Raw genomic sequence first — 23,077 nt, 5'->3', positions numbered from 1 at the left:
GACACTGCTGCAGTAGAATAAGGTATCAAGCTCCCAGAGAGCCGATGGTGGTGCGAATCGGCAGTTGACCTTCATTCGAATTACCGTCCGGAGCAGGGGAGGGGAACGTGCAAAATGCTGGAGCTAAGTACCTAGGTACAGTAGTCGCCCGCAATAGTCTCGCACAAGTAGCTTCCTGCCGGGTCTGACCCGTTATCGTTATCAAAGTGAAAGTCTTGCCGCGCAATCACAGTCTAAGCTTGCAATATTCCAGACTACAGATTTCGTTTTGGCAGCTTTAATTAGGGTGGTACCGCGAGCAACAGCCTTCTCGTCCCTTTGTGGATGAGAGGGCTTTTTTTATTTTTCCAATTGAAGAAGGGAGTCGGCTCGAACATGAACATTTTACAAGAATTGCAGTACAGAGGATTAATTCATCAATTGACGGATGAAGAAGGATTGGCCAAGAAGCTCGAAGAGGATAGGGTCGTCTTGTATGCCGGCTTCGATCCGACGGCTGACAGTCTTCATATCGGCCATTTGCTGCCGATCCTGTGCTTGAAGCGGTTCCAGATGGCGGGACACCTGCCGATCGCTCTCGTAGGCGGAGGAACCGGGATGATCGGGGACCCAAGCGGCCGTTCGACGGAACGCTCCTTGAACACTCAAGACGTGGTGGAGCTATGGACCGAGAAGCTGAAGAATCAGCTGTCGCGTTTTCTCGATTTCGATCATAGCGAGAATCCGGCCCGGATGGCGAACAATTACAACTGGCTGAGCGAGCTGAACATTATCTCGTTCCTGCGGGATGTCGGCAAATATTTCTCCGTTAACTACATGCTGGCCAAAGACAGCGTAGATTCCCGTCTGGCGAATGGAATCTCGTTTACCGAGTTCACTTACATGATCTTACAAGCATACGACTTCTTTAGAATGAACAGCGATATTAATTGCTCTCTGCAAGTCGGAGGTAGCGACCAGTGGGGGAATATTACGGCAGGTCTCGATTTGATCGGCAAAACGACAGGAAACAAGGCGTTCGGCTTAACGATGCCTCTTGTGACCAAGAGCGACGGCTCGAAATTCGGTAAAACGGCCGGTGGCGCAGTATGGCTCGATGCGGACAAAACGTCTCCGTACCAGTTCTACCAGTTCTGGATCAATACGCACGACAATGACGTGGTGAAATTCCTGAAATACTTTACATTCCTAACGCCGGAAGAGATCGGCAAGCTGGAGGAGCAGGTTCAGGCGAGTCCGGAAAAACGCGAAGCGCAGCGTGTTCTCGCACGTGAAGTGACGGAGCTTGTACACGGCAAGGAAGCGACTCTGAGCGCGATCAAAATATCGGAAGTGCTGTTCAGCGGCAATGTGGACATACTGACGGGCCGCGAGATCGAGGATGCATTCCAGGACGTTCCTTCTACGGAAATTACAGCCGAAACTACGCTGATCGATTTGCTGGTTGCCGTGAAGGCGGTACCGTCGAAGCGTCAAGCCAAGCAGGATATCGAGAGCGGCGCCGTATCGCTTAACGGCAGCAAAGTGACGGAGCTGGACAAGGTGATTCGTCCTGAGGACGGATTGGAAGGCAAGTACATCGTTATTCGCCGCGGCAAGCGCAATTACTTCCTGGCCAAATTCGTATAAGGTTTCAAAAGAGAAGAGCTTATTCGCCGCTCGACACGGAACGGGAACAAGCTCTTCTTTTTGCAAATCGAAGGGGACCTGCTGTTCCAAGGGGGATGAGGGCAAATATTAAGTATAATAAAAAACTGCCCTCCACATAAGTGAAGGACAGTTTTGAGTAACCAAATTCAAAAATTAACGGCTGTAGAACTCGACGATTTGCTTCTCGTCGATTTCTTGAGGCAATTCGGAACGCTCAGGAAGACGAGTGTATTTACCTTCTACAGCAGCGTCATTGTACTCCAGGTAAGCTGGCAAGTAGTTGCGGTTTGCCAAAGCTTCTTTAACGGAAGACAAGCCGCGGCTTCTTTCACGAAGACCGATTACGTCGCTAGTGCTCACGAGGTAAGAAGCGATGTCCACTTTTTTACCGTTAACAGTAACGTGACCATGGGATACCAATTGACGAGCGCCTGCACGGGAGTTAGCAAAGCCAAGACGGTAAACCAGGTTGTCCAAACGGCTTTCCAGCAAGATCATGAAGTTTTCACCCGCGATACCTTGTTGTTTGGTAGCTTTGTCAAACAGGTTGCGGAATTGTTTTTCGTTCACTCCATACATATGGCGAAGCTTTTGTTTCTCTTGCAATTGAATGCCGTAACCGCTCATTTTTTTGCGTTGTCCCGGACCGTGTTGTCCTGGAGGGAATGGGCGCTTCAATTCTTTTCCTGTGCCGCTAAGGGAAATACCCAAACGACGGCTAAGTTTAAATTTAGGACCTGTGTAGCGTGACATGTATAATGAGCTCCTTTGTTAAATAGAATGGTGGGTGGTTTCCTCGGGTGAAACATATGCTCGATTTTGTTTAAAGCCTGAAGCGTTCGGCCACGGCACCTGACAAGAATCTCAGCCGCTGTCTTGTCAGCAACAAAATCAGTGAGGGTGACACATGCTTCCACCATAAACGCGAATCCTATATCGGGAACACGCTTATCTCGACTTCTTATTCTAAAGGAAATTACCTACCAATGTCAAGTGGCTCAACGGTTTTTATCGATTATGCAACAACCTCATATGCATTGTGGAAAAGCACCTGAAAAGTGGTACAATAAATGAATGTAGAAGGAGGAATGCTCTTTGGCCGAATGGAATGTCCGTCATTTGTCCGAGCTCCTGCAATCATGGGGAATATGGGGGCATCTGGCGGGAGGGCTGCTGGCTTTTTTGCAGACGGTCTTTCCGATTGTCCCCTTTGTCGTCATTGCAGGCGCCAATGTACTCATATTCGGTTTATGGGCCGGGTTCGTCGTCAATTATGCGATGGCCGTTCTGGGCTCCATATGTTTGTTTTGGGTTGCCCGTCATTATGCGGGGGGGTGGGTAGAGAAAAAGCTGGAACAATACGCTTACATTAAGAAATTCAATTCCAAGCTTGAACAAAACGGATTTCTTTACATAGCGATCTCGAGGGTGATTCCCGTACTGCCCTCCTTCGGGATTAGTTTGGCAGCGGCGGTTATGAAAGTGAGAACCCGAGATTTTGTGCTCGGCACTGTGGTGGGCAAGCTTCCGATGATCCTCTTGGAATCGATGCTCGGACACGATCTGCTGTATTTTCATCAGTACAAGCGCAGACTGCTGCTGTTGGTGCTCATTTTCGTCATTCTGCTAATCATCGGTAATATTTATAAGAAGAAATGGTTCGACAACGGAAACAATAAGGTATCCTAAACGACAAAGGAGAAGAGATTATGCGCGATCCACGTTTGCAGCAGCTAGCCAAAAATATTGTAGGCTATTCATTGGATGTTCAAGCCGGAGAAAAGGTGCTGATTGAAATTATCGGCTCCGAGTGGGAGATTGCCAAATGCCTTGTGGAGGAAGTGTACGCCCGCGGCGGACAGCCTTTTGTCGAGCTTGTGGAGCCGTCCGTTCGAAGCGCATTGCTCCAGCAGGCTACGAAAGAGCAGATGGAGCATTGGGCTGCAATGGACCTGAAGCGGATGCAGGATATGAACTGCTATGTAGCGATCCGCGGCGGCTCCAACGTAAGCGAGATGTCCGATGTCCCGGAAGCCCAAATGAAGCTGTACGAAACCTATTACAGCAAACCGGTTCATCTGGAGCAGCGTGTAAAAAGAACCCGCTGGGTTGTGCTGCGCTACCCGAGTCCGTCGATGGCTCAGCTGGCCAATATGAGCACGGCCAAGTTCGAGGATTTTTACTTTGACGTATGCAATCTCGATTATGCTAAAATGGCTGACGCCATGACACCGCTGCAGGACCTTATGAATCGTACCGATCGTGTGAGAATCGTCTCGCCTGGAACCGATATCCAGTTTTCCATTAAAGGAATCGGCTCCGTCAAATGCTGCGGCAGACGCAACATTCCCGACGGGGAAGTGTACACTGCGCCGGTCCGCGATTCCGTCAACGGGGTCATCAGCTACAACACGCCTTCCGTGAAGTCGGGCATTACGTTCGAGAACATTACGTTCCGGTTTGAGAACGGCAAAATTGTCGAAGCGACCTCCAACAATACGGAGCGTTTGAATAAAATTCTGGATTCGGATGAAGGGGCGCGCTATATCGGCGAGTTCAGCCTGGGCTTCAATCCGCATATTTCCACTCCGATGAAAGATACGCTGTTTGACGAGAAGATCGACGGCAGCCTGCACTTTACACCGGGCCAAGCCTATGAGCAGGCGGACAACGGCAACCGTTCTTCCGTGCATTGGGATTTGGTGCTCATTCAGCGTCCGGAGTACGGCGGGGGCGAAATTTATTTCGACGACGTATTGATCCGTAAGGATGGACGATTTGTGATACCGGAGCTGGAAGGGCTGAACCCGGAACATTTGAAATAGTAGTTGCGTGTTATTCCTTTCCAATGTATCATGAAAAAGAAAGCGATTTATCTTTTTTCAATGTTATGTTATTGATCGCATGGAGGGATTAAATATGTCAAGTGCCAACAACGCCGCAATTGTAGAGATTTCACAAACAGCGAACAAATTCAGATCGTCCATTGTATTGCAGTATGATAACAAGTATATCGATGTGAAGAGCATCCTTGGCTTGTTCACTACCTTGCTGACTAGCAGCAACTACGATCTGCACGTTCATGGTCCTGACGCTGAGGAAGCCAAGAAAGCTATGGCGGAAGTGTTCGCCAAGCACAATCTGCAAATCAACAGTATCCAAGACTAAAAGCGAGACATAACGGTATTTTCGTCCTTGGCGAAAATGCCGTTTTTTTGTTACCACATAGGAAGATGTAATGGAATTCCGTATCAAAATATCGGCCGTCTGTCGACAGAAACGATCATTCCCTTGGGGATTAAAGGAAATATGGACAACAGCTACCCGCTCTCTTGTTTCTTGAGGCAATATCGACTAATATTAAGCTATGAACTCGTACGTACAGGGGGGGAAAAGCTTGATGTCATCATCCGATTTGTTACTTAGCCTGTCTCAGAAAGCACTTCATCTTCTTCAGGAAGATGCAGATAAAATTGAAAAGCTCATCGAAGTACAGATGGAGAACTTAACTACCCGTAAATGTCCTCTGTATGAAGAGGTATTAGATACACAGATGTATGGGTTATCCAGAGAGATCGATTTTGCCATTAGAGCTGAGCTGATATCAGATCAGGTAGGCAAGCAGATTCTGGTTAAGCTCGAACGCAATTTGGCTGAGCTATATGAAGCATTGAACATGAAAAAGTAGCCTTCCATTTGGAGGCTACTTTTTTCTTGCAGCTAAATGTATGTATATAAGGCGACCGGGTGCTAAACGAGGAAAAAGGCGATGCCGAGAATACAGTATACAACCAGCAGCAGAACCCCTTCGAACCAATTGGTCGTGCCGTCTTGAGAGATCGACTTCGCAATGATGGCGGCAACGCCTATGGCTACAAGCTCGAAGGTGGTGAATACGATGTTCATCGTCTGACCGAAGAGAAGAGATACAAGGACAAGCACCGGTCCTACGAACAGGGCAATCTGCAAGCTGCTTCCGACAGCGATTTCTACGGCTGCGCCGATCCGGTTTTTTCTGGCAAGCATAACCGCTGCGCTATGTTCAGCCGCATTGCCGATGATGGCGATCAGAAAGGCCCCGACGAACAGCTCCGATAGGCCGAATTTGTGGGTGATGCTCTCCAATGTGCCGACCAGCCACTCGCTCTCGAACGCTACCATGACCGTAGCGATAATCAGGAACAGAATCGAAGTTCCTTTGGACCAAGCCGGCTCCCCGTGCTCGACTACTTCGTCGGCAAGCTCGTTTTTATGGGTAACCATAGAGAATAGCAGCCACAGCAAGTAGGCCACAATCAGAATGATGGCGACTAGGATGCTCAGGTTTGCCGTTTCCGAGGTCGTCAAGCTTTGAGCGAAGGCTGCAGGAATGAACAAAGCTATCACAGCCAGCAGCATCAAGGACCCGTTATGTCCGGCAAGCTTGATGTTAAAGGTTTGCTCCTTATATTTCAATCCTCCGATGAACAAGCTGAGTCCAAGGACAAGCAGCAAGTTGCCGATGATCGAACCGGTGATACTTGCCTTCACTACGTCGAACATGCCGTCTTTGACCAGGAAGATCGCAATGATCAGCTCCGCCGCATTACCGAACGTCGCATTCAAAAATCCGCCCAGCCGTTCACCCGCATAATGGGCGACGCTTTCCGTAGCTTTTCCGAGAAAGCCTGCGACAAACAAAATGGCTATACAGGATATGATGAACTGCACGGTGGAGGATACCAGGCCGGAATAGTGAGCGATAGCGCTTAGAACGAAGCTCACGACCAACCCGATGGAAAACATGCTTTTCAAAACGATCACCTCTTATGGTAGAGTATACCTAAATGAACAAAACCTATTCTACTATACCCATTTTTTAGGATGATGTAAACTTATTCCTTTTAAGGAGGCTGACTGTATTATGGATTTGATGCTCAAAGGAAAAACCGCGGTAGTTACCGCGTCCAGCAAAGGCTTGGGACGGGCTATAGCCGAGCAATTGGCGGCGGAAGGAGCGAATTTGCTGCTTTGCAGCCGAAGCGAGCGGGCAATTGCGGAAGCGGCCGAAACGATTCGCGCGCAATACGGCGTCAAGGTTGAATCGATGGCGGTGGATGTGAGCAATGCGGACGATATTGCGAAGCTGATTCAATTCGCTACCGAGCGGTTTGATCGTGTAGATGCGCTCGTGTGTAATGCGGGAGGCCCGCCAAGCGGGAGCTTTTTATCATTCGACGATGCAGCGTGGGAGAAGGCGTTCTTCGGCAATATGATGAGCGTAGTCAGGCTCATTCGCGGGTTCCATCCGCATTTGGCGGCCCAAGGCGGCAGAATCGTCACGATTGCGTCCACCTCCGTCAAGACGCCGATCCCCGGACTCGTTCTGTCGAATACGTTCCGTACGGGCGTTGTCGGTTTAATGAAGACGTTGTCGATGGAATTTGCGCAAGACGGCATTTTGCTGAATACGGTATGTCCGGGTCGGATTATGACGGATCGGCTTGTCGAGCTTGATTCGCTAAGAGCGGAACGGGAGAATACTACAATAGAAGAAGTGCAGCAGGCGCTCCGCAAGGACATCCCGCTCGGACGGTACGGGCAGCCGAGCGAGCTGGCAACCATTGCCGCCTATTTGCTGTCGCCGCTGAACAGCTACATGACCGGGTCGGTATTCCATGTGGACGGCGGTGCCGTAAAATCGCTGTAGACGTGAAAGGTAAGTCCGTTTTCGGACAAGTTGCTTTCCACTTGGGAAGTCATTACAATGGAACTATAACCCATAAGGAGTGATCCGTATGTCCGAAGAAATTCAATCAGGTCTTATTCGCATTTCAGATGATGTCGTTTCGACAATCGCAGGATTAGCTGCGTTGGAGACTCCTGGGATCGCCGCGATGTCGGGAGGCATTTCCGAAGGTTTGGCCAAACGGCTTAGCGGCAAAAACGTACAAAAAGGTGTTTCTGTCGAAGTAGGTCAGGTGGAAGCAGCTATTGATTTGCGGGTCATTGTCCACTACGGAAGCAAAATTCAGGAAGTTTGCCGCGATTTGCAGCTCAACGTTCGCGATGCGGTTGAGAATATGACCGGTCTCTCCGTAGTCGAAGTCAATGTCAAAGTGGAAGGCGTCGCATTCCGCGAGGAAGAGGCTGTCGTAGCGGAAGATCCGCAGCGCGTAAAATAGACGAGAATGTCGAACTAGCCTTACTACATACGCAAACAAAAATAAAGAGAGCCGGTTCAGGCTCTCTTTTTCGTTGACGTTTCTTTATCCGGCTTATTATGTTCTCGCGATAAGCTGAGTAAAATTCCGATGCTGATCAACGTAACTAGCATGGAGGATCCTCCGTAGCTGATCAGCGGAAGTGTTACGCCGGTGAGCGGGATGCTGCCGGTTACGCCGCCGAGATTGATTAAGGCCTGAATACTGATCATTCCGATGATGCCTACGCCGGCAAGCGTTCCGAAGCGGTCGTCGCATCGTACGGCAACCGTCAATCCTCGCCATAAGAAGGCCAGGTAGATGATGATAAACAGGGAAGCCCCGACAAATCCGAGCTCCTCGCCAATAATGGCGAAGATGAAGTCATTATGAGCCTCGGGCAAATAATGCAGCTTTTGGATGCCTTGTCCGAAGCCGGCGCCGGAAAATCCTCCGTGTCCGAACGCGTACAGCGATTGGATCAGATGATACCCGGTACCTTCCGGATCCGCCCACGGGTTCATGAACGACTTGAACCGGTCGATTCGGTAGCTTTCTCCGCCCTTACTGATCACATAAACTGTAATAATGACGGAAAGCATACCGGCCGCTGCTAGCGTAAGATTAAAAATATGCTTTAGTCTCGCGCCGCTGACAACAATAATAGTAGCAGAGCATAGCAGCAATATCATGGTCGAACCGAGATCGGGCTGCAGCATAATGAGCGCGCATATGAAGCCGACGATAAGCAAGGCTGGGAGAAGCCCTTTCTTAAAATCCTCGATCCGTTCGTCTTTCTTGGATATAAGCGAGGCAAGATACAAAATAACCGAAAGCTTGGCAAACTCGGCGGGCTGTATACCGAACCCGGCGATAATAAACCAGCTTTTGGCACCGTTTACTTCATTGCCTATAATGGGAACGAGCAGGAGCATGATGACCACAACGACAAACATAGGCCGAACCCAGTTTTTCAGCTTGCGGAAATCAATGTTCATACAAAAAAACATGGCTATAGTACCCAATGCAATGGATATAGCCTGACGAATAACCAAATACGATGGATCGTTGAACGCAATCTTCGTCTTCGGGTCAATGCGTACATATCCCATACTCGCGCTGAATACCATAGCCAATCCGAAACATACTAGCGAAAACGTTAAAAAAAGCAGCAAAAAATCCGGCGTTCCTCTGCGCGGGGGAGTCATGATGACCTCCGCTTATTCGGACAATTCGGTTTTCAGCTGGGCAAGCTTTTGCTGCGCGATTTTCATAATGGAATCTGGAATCGAAGACTGATAGTCCAGACCGTGAGGGAATGTCGCAACCCCGATGTAAAGGTCTTCTATGTAAAGAATAGCGTAAGGCGATTCCAGCTTGCCGGATTCTACGCGGGTGTTCATGCGCAAGAAATATTCCTTACCGTTGCCTTCAATTTTCAGGTCGTAAGTGGCACGATAGTATTCCCACTGCCAACGAACAAAACCAAGCTTTGCCGTTGCTTCATCTAAATGGGCAAGATCGCTTTTAAGCCCTTTTAATCCGCTGTTTTCAATAATCACTAGTAAAGCCCTCCTAGAAAGTCAAGTACATCAATTCTAATTCTTTATTCATGATAGTATGTTTCCCAGAGTTGTGCAAGCCTAATGCAAAATGTCCAAGTGAACTCGCAACAAAAATTTGAAATTCTTGTGACACATGGATGAAACAAAGCCGGGCATTTGGTAAAATGAAAAATAAGCTGAAAAAGAAAGAAAAAACCGGAGGTAATAGCGTATGGAAACCTTATTGGAGAAGGTGGATCTGTTATATCCGGAAATGGTGGGCTGGCGCAGATATTTGCACCAGCATCCGGAGCTGTCCTATCACGAGAAGGAGACAGCCGCGTATGTAGCCAAGCATTTGCAGGAATGGGGGATCGAGGTCCGTACCGGAGTCGGCGGCAACGGGGTTGTCGGACGGCTGCATGGTAATGGAGACGGGCCAACGGTCGCCTTGCGTGCCGATATGGATGCTTTGCCGATTCAAGACGAGAAGCAATGCGAGTTTTCTTCGAAGGTATCCGGCGTTATGCATGCATGCGGGCATGATGCGCATACGGCGACACTGCTCGGCGTCGCCAAAATTATGGCCGAGCATCGCGACAAGCTGAACGGAGATGTGGTGTTTTTGTTCCAGCACGCGGAGGAGCTGTCTCCGGGCGGTGCGAACAGCATGATTCAGGATGGAGCGCTGGATGATGTCGATTACGTATACGGCATCCACCTGTGGACGCCATTTCCTGTGGGAACGGCTTATTGCAAGGCGGGGCCGATTATGGCCGCGGCGGACGAATTCGAGATCGTGGTCAAAGGAAAAGGCGGCCACGGAGGGCTTCCGCACGAGACGGTGGATAGCATTGCAATTGCGTCCCATCTTGTGGTCAATCTGCAGACTATCGTAAGCCGTACCGTCGATCCAACCCAGCCCTGTGTTGTGTCGGTAGGATCGTTTCACAGCGGATCGAGCTTCAATGTCATCGCAGAAAGAGCGATGCTGAACGGAACCGTACGGACGTTCGATCCCGAGCTTAGAATGGAAGTCAAGGCGCGGCTCGAAACAATGGTTGAGCAAACATGCCGAATGCATGGGGCGGACTTCGCGATTGATTATAAGCTAGGCTATCCGCCGGTTATTAATGATGAAGGGGAAGCGGAGCGATTCTTCCGCGCAGGCGCGCATGCGGCAGATGTAAAGCCTTCGCCGCTAATTATGGCGGGAGAGGATTTCGCTTATTATTTGCATCATAAAAAGGGCTGCTTCATGTTCGTAGGCGCGGGAAACGTGGAGCAGGGAATCGTTCATCCGCATCATCACCCGAAATTCGATATCGATGAGGCGTCGATGGCCGTGGCGGCCAAGCTGTTCATCAGCATGGTGTCCGACTGTCAAAAAAGGATGTAATGCCGATATGTGACAGCCTTCAAGGCGCATGGCGAGCAGGGTTTAAGGAGAATCTATGTCTGCGGTGCAAGAGCAGCGGCACCATCCGTGTGCGTCTGTCCGAGACTAACTTTTTCGGGAGGGATTATTCTTGAATTCTAGAACCTTGAAGGAAATTATGACGAAGGATTGCGCTACCGTCACCTTGCTGGATAACGTATATGAGGTTGCTGTTAAGATGAAGCAGGAGGATACCGGCTTTATTCCTGTCGTTGAAGGCAAGAAGCTGATCGGCGTAATCACCGACCGCGACCTTGTCATTCGCGGCTTTGCCGATAAGAAGGAAGGTTCCACTGCGGTGAAGGAAGTCATGAGCAGCAACCAAATTACGACTGCTACGCCGGAAACGACGGTGGATGAAGCGGTGAAGCTGATGGCCAGCCAGCAAATCCGCCGTTTGCCTGTATGCGAGAACGGTGAGCTGGTCGGAATCGTTTCGATCGGCGACCTGGCGGTACGCGATAAATTCGAAGACGAAGCGGGAGAAGCGCTGAGTCAAATTTCCGAAAAAGATAAAGCGACGGTGCGATAACCATTTGCCGCAGAGAAGGTCGGCCTTGCGAAAAGAGGTGCGATTTTCTCTTTTTTTATATTGTAATGTTCACGTGTGCAATATATAATGAAGAGGCAAGCGAAAATGCGCTTACATAGTATCGAATATGAATCGAGAGGCAGGGGACACGAATGGACAAAGTGCGCATCGGATTGATCGGTGTGGGCAACATGGGTAAAGGCCATACGGGTTATTTGGTAGACAACGCTGTCAAAGGCGCAGAGCTGACCGCCATTGTGGATACAGATGCATCCCGACTGGACTGGGTTAGAGCAAATCATGGAAACAAGAACATTCAGCTGTTCGACAATCTCGAAGCTTTCTTCGCTTCCAGAGCCTTCGACGCTGTTATCGTAGCAACGCCTCACTATGATCATCCGGTATCGGCTATTCAGGCGTTCCAACACGGGTACCACGTGCTGGTTGAGAAGCCGGCCGGCGTGTATACGAAGCAAGTACGGGAAATGAACGAAGCTGCTGCGAAATCCGGCAAAGCCTTCGGAATTATGTATAATCAACGGACAAACCCTCTGTACCAAAAGCTGAGAGATCTTATCAGCTCCGGTGAATTGGGCGAAGTCCGCCGCACGAACTGGATCATTACGAACTGGTACCGCTCGCAAAGCTACTATGATTCCGGCGGCTGGCGCGCTACATGGGCCGGCGAAGGCGGCGGCGTTCTGATTAACCAAGACCCGCATCAGCTGGACTTGTGGCAGTGGACGATCGACATGATGCCAAAACGCGTCAGAGCATTTTGCGGTTTCGGTAAATACCGTAACATCGAAGTGGAAGACGACGTAACGGCTTATGTAGAATACGAGAACGGGGCAACCGGCTTGTTCGTAACTACGACTGGCGAAGCTCCGGGAACGAACCGTTTCGAAGTCACAGGCGACCGCGGCAAAATCGTAATCGAGGATGAGAAGCTGACGTTCTGGCGTTTGCGTACTCCTGAGCCTGAGTTCAACCGTGAGTTCAAAGGCGGCTTCGGTTCTCCAGAAGTATGGAAATGCGAGATTCCGATTAAAGGCGCTCCAGGCCCTGGACACAAAGGCATTACCCAAAACTTCGTCAACCACATCTTGAAAGGCGAGAAGCTGCTGGCGCCAGGCGAGGAAGGCATCAAAGGCTTGACGCTGTCGAACGCGATGCATTTGTCTTCCTGGACCGACAACTGGGTAGACTTGCCTATCAATGAGGACTTGTACTACGAGAAGCTGCAAGAGCGCATTAACAACTCTACGTACCAAAAAGAAACGAAGCAAGTGGAAATGGACGTAAGAGGTACTCATTAATCAATTCATTAAGGAGTCGGCGGGTTATTCCTGCCGGTTCCTTTTTCTTTTCTCAAAATAAAAGAACAGGCTCCTCGCACAAATTGCGGCATGCCTCTTGACAAATGCTAGCAATTGGATTATAACAATAAAAAGCAAACCTAACTAAATTCGATGACGAGAAAGAGTACGCTATGATGTTGTTCCCCAGAGAGCCGGTGATTGCTGAAAGCCGGTGTTCAAGTCGTAGTCGAAAATCATCTCGGAGAAGTGAAGCCGAAAGTTTCGTACGAGTAAGCTTAACCGGGGGTCCGCCGTTACAAGGAACGCGTATGTTAGTACGTAGAGGAGTGCCGTTATCAGTCCTGAGATTCAGGGCGGATACGGAACAAGGGTGGTAACGCGAGCGACGACTCGTCCCTTATGGGGACGGGTCTTTTTTGTTTTTCAACAATACTTTTTTTTGAGGTGATTGGACAATGAGGCAAGTGGATCCGAAAGAAAAAGCCCGGCAGCGGGAGCTTCGGGTGCTGGAACAGTGGAATAAGGAGCATACATTCAAGCATTCAATCGAGCAGAGGGAGGGACAACCAAACTTCGTATTCTATGAAGGTCCCCCAACAGCGAATGGGGCGCCGCACATCGGTCATGTGTTAGGCAGGGTTATCAAAGATTTTATATGCCGCTACAAGACGATGACAGGCCATCAGGTTGTTCGTAAAGCAGGATGGGATACTCACGGGCTCCCTGTAGAGCTCGGCGTTGAGAAACAGCTGGGTATCTCCGGCAAGCAGGAGATTGAGCAATACGGGATTGCAGAATTCGTCCAAAAGTGCAAGGACAGCGTGTTCGAGTATGAAAGGCAATGGCGCGAGCTGACCGAGGCGATAGGCTACTGGACGGATATGAACGATCCTTATATCACGTTGAAAAACGAGTATATCGAAAGTGTGTGGCATTTGCTCGCGGAAATTCACAAGAAAGGATTGCTGTACAAAGGGCACCGCGTAAGTCCGTATTGTCCCTGCTGTCAAACCACGCTCAGCTCGCACGAGGTCGCTCAAGGCTATGAGGACGTGAAGGATTTGTCCGCAACGGTGAAATTCAAGCTGCAGGACCGCAGCGAATCCATTCTCGCCTGGACGACGACGCCATGGACGCTGCCTGCGAACGTCGCGCTTGCCGTAAATCGGGAGCTGACGTACGTCAGGGCGAAGCAAGGTGACGAGACAGTGATTGTCGCCGAACATCGGGCGGAAGACGTCTTGAAGGGCGACTATGAAATCGTCGGGAAGGTGAACGGCGCCGAGCTGGTCGGTTTGAAGTATACTCCTCCGTTCCGGTATGTGGAGGTACCGAACGCTCATGTTGTGATCGAAGGCGATTTCGTTACCGACACGAGCGGTACTGGGGTCGTTCACATAGCACCCGCTCACGGGGAAGACGACTACAAGGTAGCAATGAAATTCGGCATCAGCATGCTGAACGTGGTCAACGCTTCAGGACGCTACGTCGATGAAGTGACGGATTTCGCCGGCCGGTTCGTGAAGGATTGCGATGTCGATATCGTGAAGCTGCTGGCGGAGAAAGGGCTGCTCTATTCGAAGGAGAAGTATGAGCACAGCTATCCGTTCTGCTGGCGCTGCAAATCGCCTCTGCTGTACTATGCGATGGAGAGCTGGTTCATCAAGACGACGGCGGTCAAAGAGCAATTGATCTCAAACAACCGGCAGCTGGACTGGTACCCGGACCATATTCGCGAAGGCCGGTTCGGCAAGTTTCTCGAGGAGCTGGTCGATTGGAACATAAGCCGGAACCGGTACTGGGGAACTCCGCTTAATGTATGGGTATGCCCGTCATGTCAGGGCGAATTCGTTCCGGGCAGTATCGAACAGCTGAGAGCCCATGCCGTAACTCCGGTCGATGCGAATCTGGAGCTTCATAAACCGTTCGTAGACGAAGTCAAGGTACGCTGCGGCCATTGCGGGAACGGGGTGATGGAGCGGACACCGGAAGTGATAGACGTCTGGTTCGACAGCGGTTCGATGCCTTTCGCCCAGTACCATACTCCGTTCGAGAACCGGGAGCAGTTTGAACGGCAATACCCGGCGGATATGATATGCGAGGGAATCGATCAGACGCGCGGCTGGTTTTTCAGCTTGCTGGCGGTGTCCACGTTATTTAACGGCAAGGCGCCGTACAAGGCGGTTCTTTCCACGGGTCATATATTGGATGAGAATGGACAAAAAATGTCCAAGAGCAAGGGCAACGTTATCGACCCTTGGGAGATTATCGGCGATTTCGGCACCGACGCTTTCCGCTGGGCATTGCTCGCCGACAGCGCGCCATGGAACAGCAAGAGATTTTCCAGACAAATCGTCGCCGAAGCCAAATCGAAAGTTATCGACACGATTGTCAACACGCATGCGTTCTATACCCTGTATGCTTCGATCGACGGCTACAAGCCGGAAGAGCATGTGACTGGAGCAAGCAGCAGCATATTGGACCGGTGGATTCTGTCGCGATTAAACAGCTTGCTGGCTGCCGTATCAAAGGGGCTGCAGGAATACGATTTCCTGAATCCGGCTAAGGCGGTCGAATCGTTCGTCGACGAGATGAGCAACTGGTATATCCGCCGCTCTAGAGATCGCTTCTGGGGGAGCGGATTGTCCGACGACAAGATTGCCGCCTACCAGACGCTTAGAACCGTGCTCTTGACGTTAGCGAAGCTGATGGCGCCATACACGCCGTTCTTATCGGATGATCTATACCGGAATCTGGGCGGAAGCAAGCAGAGCGTTCATCTGGATGATTATCCCGAGTCTGACGCAGCCTTAATCGATCCGCAGCTGGAGCAGCACATGGAGACGGTGCGGAATTTGGTGGAGCTTGCCCGCAGCGTACGTAACGAAACGGGAATCAAGACGCGGCAGCCGCTATCCGAGCTGATTGTGTCCACGGAGCTGCCATTGGATTTGGCGGTGTACGGTTCTATTGTAGAAGAGGAGATCAACGTAAAAACGGTCCGGCTGGAAACGAGCGAGAACGGCTTCGTCGACGTTTCGCTGAAGCTGAATTTAAAGGTGGCGGGGCCGAAGTTCGGAAAATCCGTAGGGGAGCTTCAACAGGCTCTGCGCTCCAAATCCGCTGCTGAAGCAGCTGCTATCGTAAAAGCCGGCGTCTACCGCCATCCTTTGGCCGACGGAGGAACCGTGGAGGTAGCGCTGGAGGATTTGCTGGTGGAGCAGACCGCCAAGCCGGGTTACGCCTCCGCGTCCGGTTACCGCATGACGGTAGCGCTCAATACGGAGCTTACACAAGAGCTGGAGCAGGAAGGTCTCGTCCGTGAAGTGGTCCGCGCCGTGCAGGACTACCGGAAAAAACTGTTTTTGCCTATTGACAAGAGGGTGAATCTGGTGCTGGATGCGGATGAAACGGTCCATGCGGCATTGCATGCGTTCGAGCAAGTGCTGCTGGACAACGTGCTGCTAAACAGCATCCGCTACGAAGAGCTGGAGACGATGGAGACGGTGTCTCTCGGGGACCGGACTTTGCGTCTGCATATCGAATAGCAATTAGCGTCCATGCCTCGGGTTAGGACGATAACAAAGAAGACTGATGCCGCAGGATGCGGCCTCAGTCTTCTTCTTTTCCTTTTCTTTTTTCGAACGCGGAATCGTAGTCCTTCCAGAGCCCGATGCCTTTTTTGCGGGCGGCTTCCTGATCCTTCTTGAATTCGCTCACATACTTGACGTTGGGCGGAAACGTATAGATCCTTGCATAGCCTTCCTGCACAAGGGTCCGATTGAACAGCTCTTTGCCTACCCATACGTAGGCAAGCAGGCGGCCATACTGATCCCGCTGCTCAACGTCCCATTCAAGCTCTACAGCCTTCTTCTCCAGCCGCTTCTTCGTATACTCGTACGCCTCGTTGCCGTAGAACATGACGGGCTTGTTCGGCTTCTTCGTTTCCGGCGTGTCGATGCCTATGAGCCGGATTTTTTCTTTTTTGCCTGCCATCGTAATTTCGACCGTATCTCCGTCGACGACTCTTTCAATAGTTACCGGCTCCTTGCCTTGCTTGCTTGATGTCGGTTTATTGCCGCATCCGGTCACAAATATGGCGATTATTAGTACCGGGATGATGGCTGCCGTTGCCCACATTTTTCTCATTTCGTCACTCCGTTCTAGCCTTATTGTAGAAGCAGAGCGTGTCCGTTGTAAAGAGAACAATGTTTAAATCTTCCTGTTTCCCCTCATACTAAATGAAAAAGGAACCTTCGACCATAAACGACATCATTCGGGAGGGAACGGAATGGCAATGGATACGAAACGGCCGCTCATCGTACAGAGTGATTTTACCATTTTACTGGAAGTTCGCCACCCCCAGTTTGAAACGGTAAGAATGGGGCTGGCCCGTTTTGCGGATTTGGTCAAAACTCCGGAGCATATCCACACATACCGGATGACGGCCTTGTCCTTGTGGAATGCCGCAGCGGCAGGCATGACTACGGAGGAAATCACGGTCTTTCTGGAGAGCAACGCCAAATTCGGACTGCCGCACAACATCAAGCAGGACATTCACCGATTCGTAGAGCGGTACGGATTGATCCGCATGGAAAGTCTGGGAGAGGACCTGCTTCTGATTTCCGAGGATGTGGAAGCGATTAAGGAGATGGTTTCGTTCAAATCGCTCCGCTCTTACGGATTATGTCAGCTCGATGCCAAGACATTGCGCTTCTCGTCGGCGTTTCGCGGCATCTTGAAGCAGGAGCTGATCAAGCTTGGATATCCTGTCGAGGATTTGGCCGGCTACTCCCGCGGCGAGGAGCTGCCGATTCGGCTGAAGCCTGAGAGCGAGGAAGGAAAAACGTTCGAGCTGCGCGACTATCAGCGATCGGCTGTAGATTCCTTTTACCGGGAGGGCGGCATGCATGGAGGCAGCGGAGTGCTTGTGCTGCCATGCGGTGCGGGCAAAACGATCATCGGTATTGCGGCGATGGGCAAATTGAATTGCGCCACACTGATCTTGACCACCAACAGCACCTCTGTCCGTCAGTGGAAGCGTGAAATTCTGGAGAAGACGGACGTGACCGAGGACATGGTCGGGGAGTATACCGGATCGATGAAGGATGTGCGACCGATCACGATCGCCACCTATCAAATATTGACGTACCGCAAATCGAAGGACGATCCATTCGTCCATATGGATTTATTCAACAAGCGGGATTGGGGGCTCATTGTCTATGATGAGGTTCATTTGCTTCCCGCTCCGGTGTTTCGGGTTACCGCCGATATTCAGGCTACGCGCCGCCTCGGGTTAACGGCAACTCTGATCCGCGAGGACGGGAGAGAAGAGGACGTCTTCTCGCTAGTAGGGCCCAAACGCTATGATATGCCGTGGAAAGAGCTGGAATCCAAAGGGTGGATCGCTTCGGTCACTTGTACGGAAATCCAGATTCCCTTGCCGGATGAAGAGAAGGAGCTGTATTTGGCATCGGAGCCAAGACAGCAAATGAGAATAGCGAGCGAAAATTCCGCCAAGCTGGCCGTCGTCCAGGAGCTGCTTGAGAAGCATGCCGACGATCAAGTTATCGTCATTGGCCAATACCTGGACCAGCTGAAGCTTACGGCAGAAGCGATTGGCGCTCCGTTGATCTACGGCCAGATGCCGCATGAGGAACGCGAGCGGTTATACGGTCAGTTTCGTTCCGGGGAGCTCAAGACGATCGTAGTATCGAAGGTAGCCAATTTCGCCGTCGATTTGCCGGATGCGTCCGTCGCGATTCAGATCTCCGGGAGCTTCGGCTCAAGGCAGGAGGAAGCGCAGCGGCTGGGGCGAATATTGCGGCCGAAATCCGGCAATAACGAAGCCTGCTTTTACTCGGTAGTTACCTCCGACACGAAAGAGCAGGATTTTGCCTTGAACCGGCAATTGTTTCTCATCGAGCAGGGGTATCGTTACCGGATTGAAGACCGTACGGCTCCTGCTGGAACGAACCGAATCAACAAGCAGGAGGCGGCGTTCTCATGAATCATGCAGATTACTTGGCGCGAATGCCGCAAACGCTGCGCAAGCAAATTGAAGCGGTGCCTGTTTACTCCTCGTGGCTGAAGCAAGGAGAGACGTTGGAGCAGCTGTTCGTCAACCCGGTCGTCATGGAGACGGTGTACAATCGGATGACGGCCAGGGAGCGGCAAGTGCTTCAGCTTATTGTCACGCGAATCGGCTGTGAGCCGTTCGATGCCGTCAGGCTGGATAAGCTCGCATCCTCCGTTATGTCCGGGGCGGACGCGAAGGTCGGCTTCCTGCAGCTGCAAAGAAAGGGCATTTGCTTTATTTTTCGCAAGTCGTGGGGCGAGCATATTTATGTGATGTCACCGGACATGCTGGCTATTTGGCAGCAAATTTTGTTTGTGGAGGATGAAGGAAGCAGCCACCCGGCGGAGATGGAGAAGATTGAACCGACAGAGCCGATTGGCGCCGGGTTGGCGCATGATCTGTTTCAGTCGCTCGTCTACTGGAGCCAGCACGATATCAAGCTGACCAAATCGGGAACGCTGCACAAGCGCCACCTGCAAAAGCTGAGCGAAACCGTGTCGTTGCGCGATGCATGGTTCGAGCATACCGGCATCAAGTATGCCTATGCAGACGTGTACCCTTATTCAATCGCTGTTTTAATGGAATTGTTGACACGCCTTCAGCTGCTAGAGCAGCAAGGAGACGTGGTAAAGCTCAACGGTTCAAGTGCCAGGCAGTGGCTTACACTGAATGAAGCCGAGCAAACCGGCGCATTATACCGGATTTGGAAGCCGGTAGTGTTCCCGGGAGCGGTATGGATGCAGCATGCAGCGCTAAGGATGGAAGACTGGGCGCCGGACGTTTGGAATAGCGCTGAGCATCTGATCCATTGGCTGAAAAAGCACAAGCTTATTTCGACGGATGAGGATTTGGATCGCTGTGCAGCGATGCTGGAGGAGCAGTGGATTCGCCCGCTTCTTGCATTCGGATGGATGGAAAAAGGCGCCGGCGGAACAGGAGCGGTGTGGTACCGATGGCGGATCCATCCGCTAAAACCGATTCCTCAAGACGAGGAGGAAGCACGATTTTACGTACAGCCGGATTTCGAAATCCTCGTGCCGCCGGACGTCTCCTTCGCTGCGCGCTGGGAGCTTGCCTCGTTCGCCGATCAGCACAAAACGGATGCGCTGTCCGTCTACTCCTTATCCAAAGAGAGCTTGCAAAGAGGGTTGGAGAGCGGAAGGACGCTGGAGGAAATAGTCGGTTTCCTTGCGGGATATGCCATGTACGAGCTGCCGGACAACGTGAAGCTGACGCTGGAACAATGGGCGAAGCCATTCGGAAAGCTGAGTCTTCAGCAGGTGATTCTGCTGCGATGCGAATCGCCCGAGGTTGCTGAAGCGATAAGAAAAATGGCCGGTGCCGCCGAGTGTCTCGACGAGCCGCTTGGCGATAAAGCCTGGATTGTGAAGTCTGAGAAGCTGAAGGCGCTGAGTACGCTGCTCGATAAAAGCGGCTGGATGGCAGGCAAGCTGCTGCTGCTCGACGGAACGGCTCAAGCTGCGGATGCAGACAAGGAGGGTCAAACCGGTGTCGGGAAGAGCCTTAAGCTGATTGACAAGGACAGCAAGCTGCACTTGATCCGCGACGAAGTGCAAGAAGAGCTGAGAAGCGCGGATAAGGGGTTTATTTATTCCCGCCATGCAATCTCTTATTTCGAAATGGAGCAGCGGCTGCCCAATATCGCTGAGCTGTACCCGGATTTGAACGGGATTCCCGCAGCTTGGATGAAGGACTACAGAACCTACCACACGTCTACTCGCAGAGAAATGGTGGAGAAGGCGATGGAATGGAAAGGGGTTCTGCAGGTGCGTCTTGACGGCCGGGACCGTCTGGTCGCGCCTAGAAAGCTGCAGGAAACGAGAGGAACCTGGAGCATGGTCGGACTGGAGCCATCGGAGCTGCAGGAGGTATGCCTGCTTGCCGACGAATGGCAGGAGATGAAAATCATCGTCCCCGGCATTAACGATTCGAATAGCTGAAAAGTTTCTTTACCGGCCGAACATGGCCGGTTTTTTCATTTTATAATAAGAAAGATTACAGTTACAGGCAAACTGAAGGAATCTAGCATTACGAACGTCGCGGCCACCTAACAGTTGATAATGATCAGGGCATGTCCGAAGACAAGCTGCGGCTGTTGTACGGCTAGCCCCAGATGCTGAAAAGAGACAAGGCTAGGTCGGATAAAAATCGATTATAATCGTTTTATCGTTTTATCCGGCATTGACATGGATTGTGCAGCCGTGATAACGTTCTTGTGTAACCGAAAATCCTGAAAATGGAAAGGGGAATGTCGCATGTTATTGATATCTTTTGAACTTCTACTGCATCATACATTTAACGATATCCAAGATAACTGCGAGTATCATGTGACCTTTCTCCATTCCGGAAGACGGAGGCTTGTGCGGCAAGCCGGTTGAGCATAACCGTTTATCCGCGACGCAGGTCACTTCTCCTTGTGGCGGCGTGCGCTTATAGCTTTACACGATAAGCACATGGTCTCCCAAGGCCGTGTGCTTTTTTTGCCGTGATGCGGATTGCTCTAGAGAGAGGAGAGAAAACAACCGATGTTATCTGTAATGCGTAAGCTGGGCTGGTTTTTTCGGGAGGAATGGAAACGGTATACCATAGCTGTAGTGCTGTTGGTAATAGCCGGCATTTTGGAGATTTTTCCGCCTATGCTGGTGGGCCGCGCCATCGATGAAATAGCGCTTGGCCATATGACCTGGGGATATATTGTCCGAACGATATCGACGCTTGTTATCATTACGGTCTCCGTTTATATTATCTCATACATATGGGGGTATGGGCTGTTCGGCGGCGCTTTTGTCGTTGAACGGTTAATGCGCGGACGATTGATGGGTCATTTTCTGAAAATGACGCCGACGTTTTATGAGAAAAACCGGACCGGAGATTTGATGGCTCGTGCGACCAACGATTTGCAGGCATTGGCGCAAACGGCCGGATTCGGTATTTTGACGCTGCTGGACTCCACGCTGTGGATGGCGACGCTTCTGGTTACGATGACGATATTCGTATCGTGGAAGCTGACATTAGCCGCGATTTTGCCTCTGCCGATTATGGCTATTCTCGTCAGCTATTATGGAGGCTGGATTCATAAAAGATATATGGCTGCGCAGGACGCTTTCGGCGATATGAACGAGGGCGTGCTTGAGACTGTATCGGGCATTCGGGTCATCCGTGCCTATACGCAGGAACGTTCGGCGGAGAAGCAGTTTGCAGACGTCACGCAGGATGTGCTGGAAAAAAATATTGCCGTAGTCCGCATCGATTCCTTGTTCGAGCCGACGATTAAGATATTGGTTGGTGTAAGCTATATGATCGGTCTAGGCTATGGAGCCTATCTGGTATTCCATAACGAGCTGACTATCGGGGCGCTAGTCTCCTTCAACGTTTATCTCGGGATGCTTATTTGGCCGATGTTCGCAATAGGCGAATTGATCAATATTATGCAGCGGGGCAACGCATCGTTGGACCGCGTCAATGAGGTGCTCACCTACAACCCGGATGTCCCTGAGCCTGCCGCCGCGGCAGAGCCGAGTCAACCCGGGCGCATGGAGTTTCAGAATGTAACGTTCCGCTATCCGTCCTCGGCCGTCGATAACTTGAGCGACGTGTCGTTCGTGCTCGAACCGGGCCAAACCCTGGGGATCGTCGGGCGGACGGGAAGCGGCAAAACGACGTTGATCAAGCAGCTTCTTCGCGAGTATCCTCCGGGTGAAGGCTCCGTGCGTTTATCGGACGTTCCGATCGAAACGATATCGATGAACCGGCTGAAGTCGTGGCTCGGGTATGTGCCGCAGGAGCCGTTTCTGTTCTCGAGAACGATTCGGCGCAATATGCTGTTTGGCAACGAGCAGGCTTCGGAGGAGGAGCTCACGGCTGCGGTTAAGGCATCCGCATTCGCGAAGGATTTGGCGTTTTTGCCGGAAGGGCTTGAAACCATAGTAGGGGAAAAAGGAGTCGCTTTATCCGGCGGGCAAAAGCAGCGGGTTTCGCTCGTGCGGGCTCTAGTCGCCGACCCGTCGATATTGATGCTCGACGATTCGATGTCCGCGGTTGATGCCAGGACGGAAGCGGAAATCATACACAACCTGCGCGAGGCGAGGGCAGGGAAAACAACAATCATCGCCACCCATCGTTTATCCGCTGTACACCATGCGGATCAAATCCTTGTTCTCGACGGAGGGCGCGTGGTGGAAAGGGGCACCCATGAGGAGCTGCTTCAGCTGGGCGGATGGTATAGGGAGCAGTTCGATCGCCAGCAGGCAGAAGCCCGGCAAGAGGAGAGAGGAGAGGATACGACATGAGCGATTACACCGAAAGCCTG

At 51.3% G+C, this 23,077-nt stretch carries 19 protein-coding genes and 1 other annotated feature; of the genes, 14 read left to right on the top strand and 5 right to left on the bottom strand.

Annotated features, from left to right (window positions below; all coding sequences use genetic code 11):
* Positions 1-375 precede the first annotated feature (375 nt).
* Positions 376-1,629, top strand: a complete 1,254-nt coding sequence (gene tyrS, locus DVH26_RS25000; RefSeq protein ID WP_239626649.1) for a tyrosine--tRNA ligase — start codon at positions 376-378, stop codon at positions 1,627-1,629.
* 174 nt (positions 1,630-1,803) lie between these two features.
* Here tyrS and rpsD read toward each other — a convergent pair whose 3' ends face one another.
* Positions 1,804-2,403: a 30S ribosomal protein S4 gene (gene rpsD, locus DVH26_RS24995; RefSeq protein WP_239626647.1), complete on the bottom strand. Its 600-nt coding sequence runs from the start codon at positions 2,401-2,403 to the stop codon at positions 1,804-1,806.
* Between the two features lie 342 nt (positions 2,404-2,745).
* Here rpsD and DVH26_RS24990 point away from each other — a divergent pair, with 342 nt between their 5' ends.
* The 4 genes from DVH26_RS24990 (at position 2,746) to DVH26_RS24975 (ending at position 5,338) form a co-directional block, all read left to right on the top strand.
* Entirely contained in the window at positions 2,746-3,339 is a 594-nt protein-coding gene (locus tag DVH26_RS24990) for a TVP38/TMEM64 family protein (protein WP_239626645.1), read from the top strand.
* Between the two features lie 20 nt (positions 3,340-3,359).
* A complete protein-coding gene (locus DVH26_RS24985) occupies positions 3,360-4,475 on the top strand; it encodes an aminopeptidase (RefSeq protein ID WP_239626643.1) in 1,116 nt (371 codons plus the stop codon).
* 94 nt (positions 4,476-4,569) lie between these two features.
* Positions 4,570-4,818 carry an HPr family phosphocarrier protein gene (locus DVH26_RS24980; RefSeq protein ID WP_094015036.1) on the top strand — a complete coding sequence of 83 codons (249 nt, stop codon included), beginning with the start codon at positions 4,570-4,572 and terminating at the stop codon, positions 4,816-4,818.
* 232 nt (positions 4,819-5,050) lie between these two features.
* On the top strand, positions 5,051-5,338 hold the full coding sequence (locus tag DVH26_RS24975) for an Fpa/YlaN family protein (RefSeq protein WP_239626641.1): 288 nt from the start codon (positions 5,051-5,053) through the stop codon (positions 5,336-5,338).
* A gap of 62 nt (positions 5,339-5,400) precedes the next feature.
* On the opposite strand, the gene cax is transcribed toward DVH26_RS24975, so the two are convergent.
* Positions 5,401-6,435, bottom strand: a complete 1,035-nt coding sequence (gene cax / locus DVH26_RS24970) for a calcium/proton exchanger (protein ID WP_239635479.1) — start codon at positions 6,433-6,435, stop codon at positions 5,401-5,403.
* Positions 6,436-6,553: 118 nt separating this feature from the next.
* Between cax and DVH26_RS24965 the strand changes: the two genes are divergently transcribed.
* On the top strand, positions 6,554-7,339 hold the full coding sequence (locus tag DVH26_RS24965; protein WP_239626639.1) for an SDR family oxidoreductase: 786 nt from the start codon (positions 6,554-6,556) through the stop codon (positions 7,337-7,339).
* A gap of 88 nt (positions 7,340-7,427) precedes the next feature.
* The gene (locus DVH26_RS24960) at positions 7,428-7,814 is read left to right on the top strand and encodes an Asp23/Gls24 family envelope stress response protein (RefSeq protein WP_239626636.1); all 387 of its coding nucleotides are present in this window, start codon (positions 7,428-7,430) and stop codon (positions 7,812-7,814) included.
* Positions 7,815-7,870: 56 nt separating this feature from the next.
* Here the strand turns inward: DVH26_RS24960 and ftsW are convergent, their stop codons facing one another.
* Complete coding sequence (ftsW, locus tag DVH26_RS24955) at positions 7,871-9,040, bottom strand: putative lipid II flippase FtsW (RefSeq protein WP_239626634.1); 1,170 nt, start codon at positions 9,038-9,040, stop codon at positions 7,871-7,873.
* A gap of 12 nt (positions 9,041-9,052) precedes the next feature.
* Positions 9,053-9,394, bottom strand: a complete 342-nt coding sequence (locus DVH26_RS24950; RefSeq protein ID WP_239626632.1) for a YugN family protein — start codon at positions 9,392-9,394, stop codon at positions 9,053-9,055.
* A 214-nt stretch (positions 9,395-9,608) separates the two neighbouring features.
* Between DVH26_RS24950 and DVH26_RS24945 the strand changes: the two genes are divergently transcribed.
* The 4 genes from DVH26_RS24945 to ileS all read left to right on the top strand — a co-directional run bounded on the left by DVH26_RS24945 (position 9,609) and on the right by ileS (position 16,216).
* On the top strand, positions 9,609-10,775 hold the full coding sequence (locus DVH26_RS24945; protein WP_239626630.1) for an amidohydrolase: 1,167 nt from the start codon (positions 9,609-9,611) through the stop codon (positions 10,773-10,775).
* A 157-nt stretch (positions 10,776-10,932) separates the two neighbouring features.
* Complete coding sequence (locus tag DVH26_RS24940; protein ID WP_239635478.1) at positions 10,933-11,346, top strand: CBS domain-containing protein; 414 nt, start codon at positions 10,933-10,935, stop codon at positions 11,344-11,346.
* 152 nt (positions 11,347-11,498) lie between these two features.
* Entirely contained in the window at positions 11,499-12,665 is a 1,167-nt protein-coding gene (locus tag DVH26_RS24935) for a Gfo/Idh/MocA family protein (protein ID WP_239626628.1), read from the top strand.
* A 144-nt stretch (positions 12,666-12,809) separates the two neighbouring features.
* Positions 12,810-13,069 (top strand) — a binding site (T-box leader).
* 54 nt (positions 13,070-13,123) lie between these two features.
* Positions 13,124-16,216 (top strand): isoleucine--tRNA ligase, encoded by a 3,093-nt coding sequence (gene ileS / locus DVH26_RS24930; RefSeq protein ID WP_239626625.1) that lies wholly within the window; start codon positions 13,124-13,126, stop codon positions 16,214-16,216.
* Between the two features lie 64 nt (positions 16,217-16,280).
* Here the strand turns inward: ileS and DVH26_RS24925 are convergent, their stop codons facing one another.
* Entirely contained in the window at positions 16,281-16,817 is a 537-nt protein-coding gene (locus DVH26_RS24925) for a thermonuclease family protein (protein ID WP_239626622.1), read from the bottom strand.
* A 142-nt stretch (positions 16,818-16,959) separates the two neighbouring features.
* Between DVH26_RS24925 and DVH26_RS24920 the strand changes: the two genes are divergently transcribed.
* The 3 genes from DVH26_RS24920 to DVH26_RS24910 all read left to right on the top strand — a co-directional run bounded on the left by DVH26_RS24920 (position 16,960) and on the right by DVH26_RS24910 (position 23,057).
* Complete coding sequence (locus DVH26_RS24920) at positions 16,960-18,678, top strand: DNA repair helicase XPB (protein ID WP_239626620.1); 1,719 nt, start codon at positions 16,960-16,962, stop codon at positions 18,676-18,678.
* Complete coding sequence (locus DVH26_RS24915; RefSeq protein WP_239626618.1) at positions 18,675-20,708, top strand: helicase-associated domain-containing protein; 2,034 nt, start codon at positions 18,675-18,677, stop codon at positions 20,706-20,708. Before DVH26_RS24920 ends, DVH26_RS24915 begins: the two co-directional genes overlap by 4 nt.
* A 585-nt stretch (positions 20,709-21,293) precedes the next feature.
* The gene (locus DVH26_RS24910; RefSeq protein ID WP_239626616.1) at positions 21,294-23,057 is read left to right on the top strand and encodes an ABC transporter ATP-binding protein; all 1,764 of its coding nucleotides are present in this window, start codon (positions 21,294-21,296) and stop codon (positions 23,055-23,057) included.
* Positions 23,058-23,077: the final 20 nt, after the last annotated feature.

It is taken from the genome of Paenibacillus sp. H1-7 (assembly GCF_022354825.1).
In the GTDB taxonomy this organism is placed as follows: Bacteria; Bacillota; Bacilli; order Paenibacillales; family NBRC-103111; genus Paenibacillus_S.
Note: the sequence above shows the minus strand (reverse complement) of the source record. Positions and strands in the feature narration are given on the sequence as shown.

Coding starts and splice junctions, on each gene's coding strand:
- tyrS (WP_239626649.1), top strand. CDS start 376: ATGAACATTTTACAAGAATTGCAGTACAGAGGATTAATTCATCAATTG.
- rpsD (WP_239626647.1), bottom strand. CDS start 2,403: ATGTCACGCTACACAGGTCCTAAATTTAAACTTAGCCGTCGTTTGGGT.
- DVH26_RS24985 (WP_239626643.1), top strand. CDS start 3,360: ATGCGCGATCCACGTTTGCAGCAGCTAGCCAAAAATATTGTAGGCTAT.
- DVH26_RS24980 (WP_094015036.1), top strand. CDS start 4,570: ATGTCAAGTGCCAACAACGCCGCAATTGTAGAGATTTCACAAACAGCG.
- DVH26_RS24975 (WP_239626641.1), top strand. CDS start 5,051: ATGTCATCATCCGATTTGTTACTTAGCCTGTCTCAGAAAGCACTTCAT.
- cax (WP_239635479.1), bottom strand. CDS start 6,435: ATGTTTTCCATCGGGTTGGTCGTGAGCTTCGTTCTAAGCGCTATCGCT.
- DVH26_RS24965 (WP_239626639.1), top strand. CDS start 6,554: ATGGATTTGATGCTCAAAGGAAAAACCGCGGTAGTTACCGCGTCCAGC.
- DVH26_RS24960 (WP_239626636.1), top strand. CDS start 7,428: ATGTCCGAAGAAATTCAATCAGGTCTTATTCGCATTTCAGATGATGTC.
- ftsW (WP_239626634.1), bottom strand. CDS start 9,040: ATGACTCCCCCGCGCAGAGGAACGCCGGATTTTTTGCTGCTTTTTTTA.
- DVH26_RS24945 (WP_239626630.1), top strand. CDS start 9,609: ATGGAAACCTTATTGGAGAAGGTGGATCTGTTATATCCGGAAATGGTG.
- DVH26_RS24940 (WP_239635478.1), top strand. CDS start 10,933: ATGACGAAGGATTGCGCTACCGTCACCTTGCTGGATAACGTATATGAG.
- DVH26_RS24935 (WP_239626628.1), top strand. CDS start 11,499: ATGGACAAAGTGCGCATCGGATTGATCGGTGTGGGCAACATGGGTAAA.
- ileS (WP_239626625.1), top strand. CDS start 13,124: ATGAGGCAAGTGGATCCGAAAGAAAAAGCCCGGCAGCGGGAGCTTCGG.
- DVH26_RS24925 (WP_239626622.1), bottom strand. CDS start 16,817: ATGAGAAAAATGTGGGCAACGGCAGCCATCATCCCGGTACTAATAATC.
- DVH26_RS24920 (WP_239626620.1), top strand. CDS start 16,960: ATGGCAATGGATACGAAACGGCCGCTCATCGTACAGAGTGATTTTACC.
- DVH26_RS24915 (WP_239626618.1), top strand. CDS start 18,675: ATGAATCATGCAGATTACTTGGCGCGAATGCCGCAAACGCTGCGCAAG.
- DVH26_RS24910 (WP_239626616.1), top strand. CDS start 21,294: ATGTTATCTGTAATGCGTAAGCTGGGCTGGTTTTTTCGGGAGGAATGG.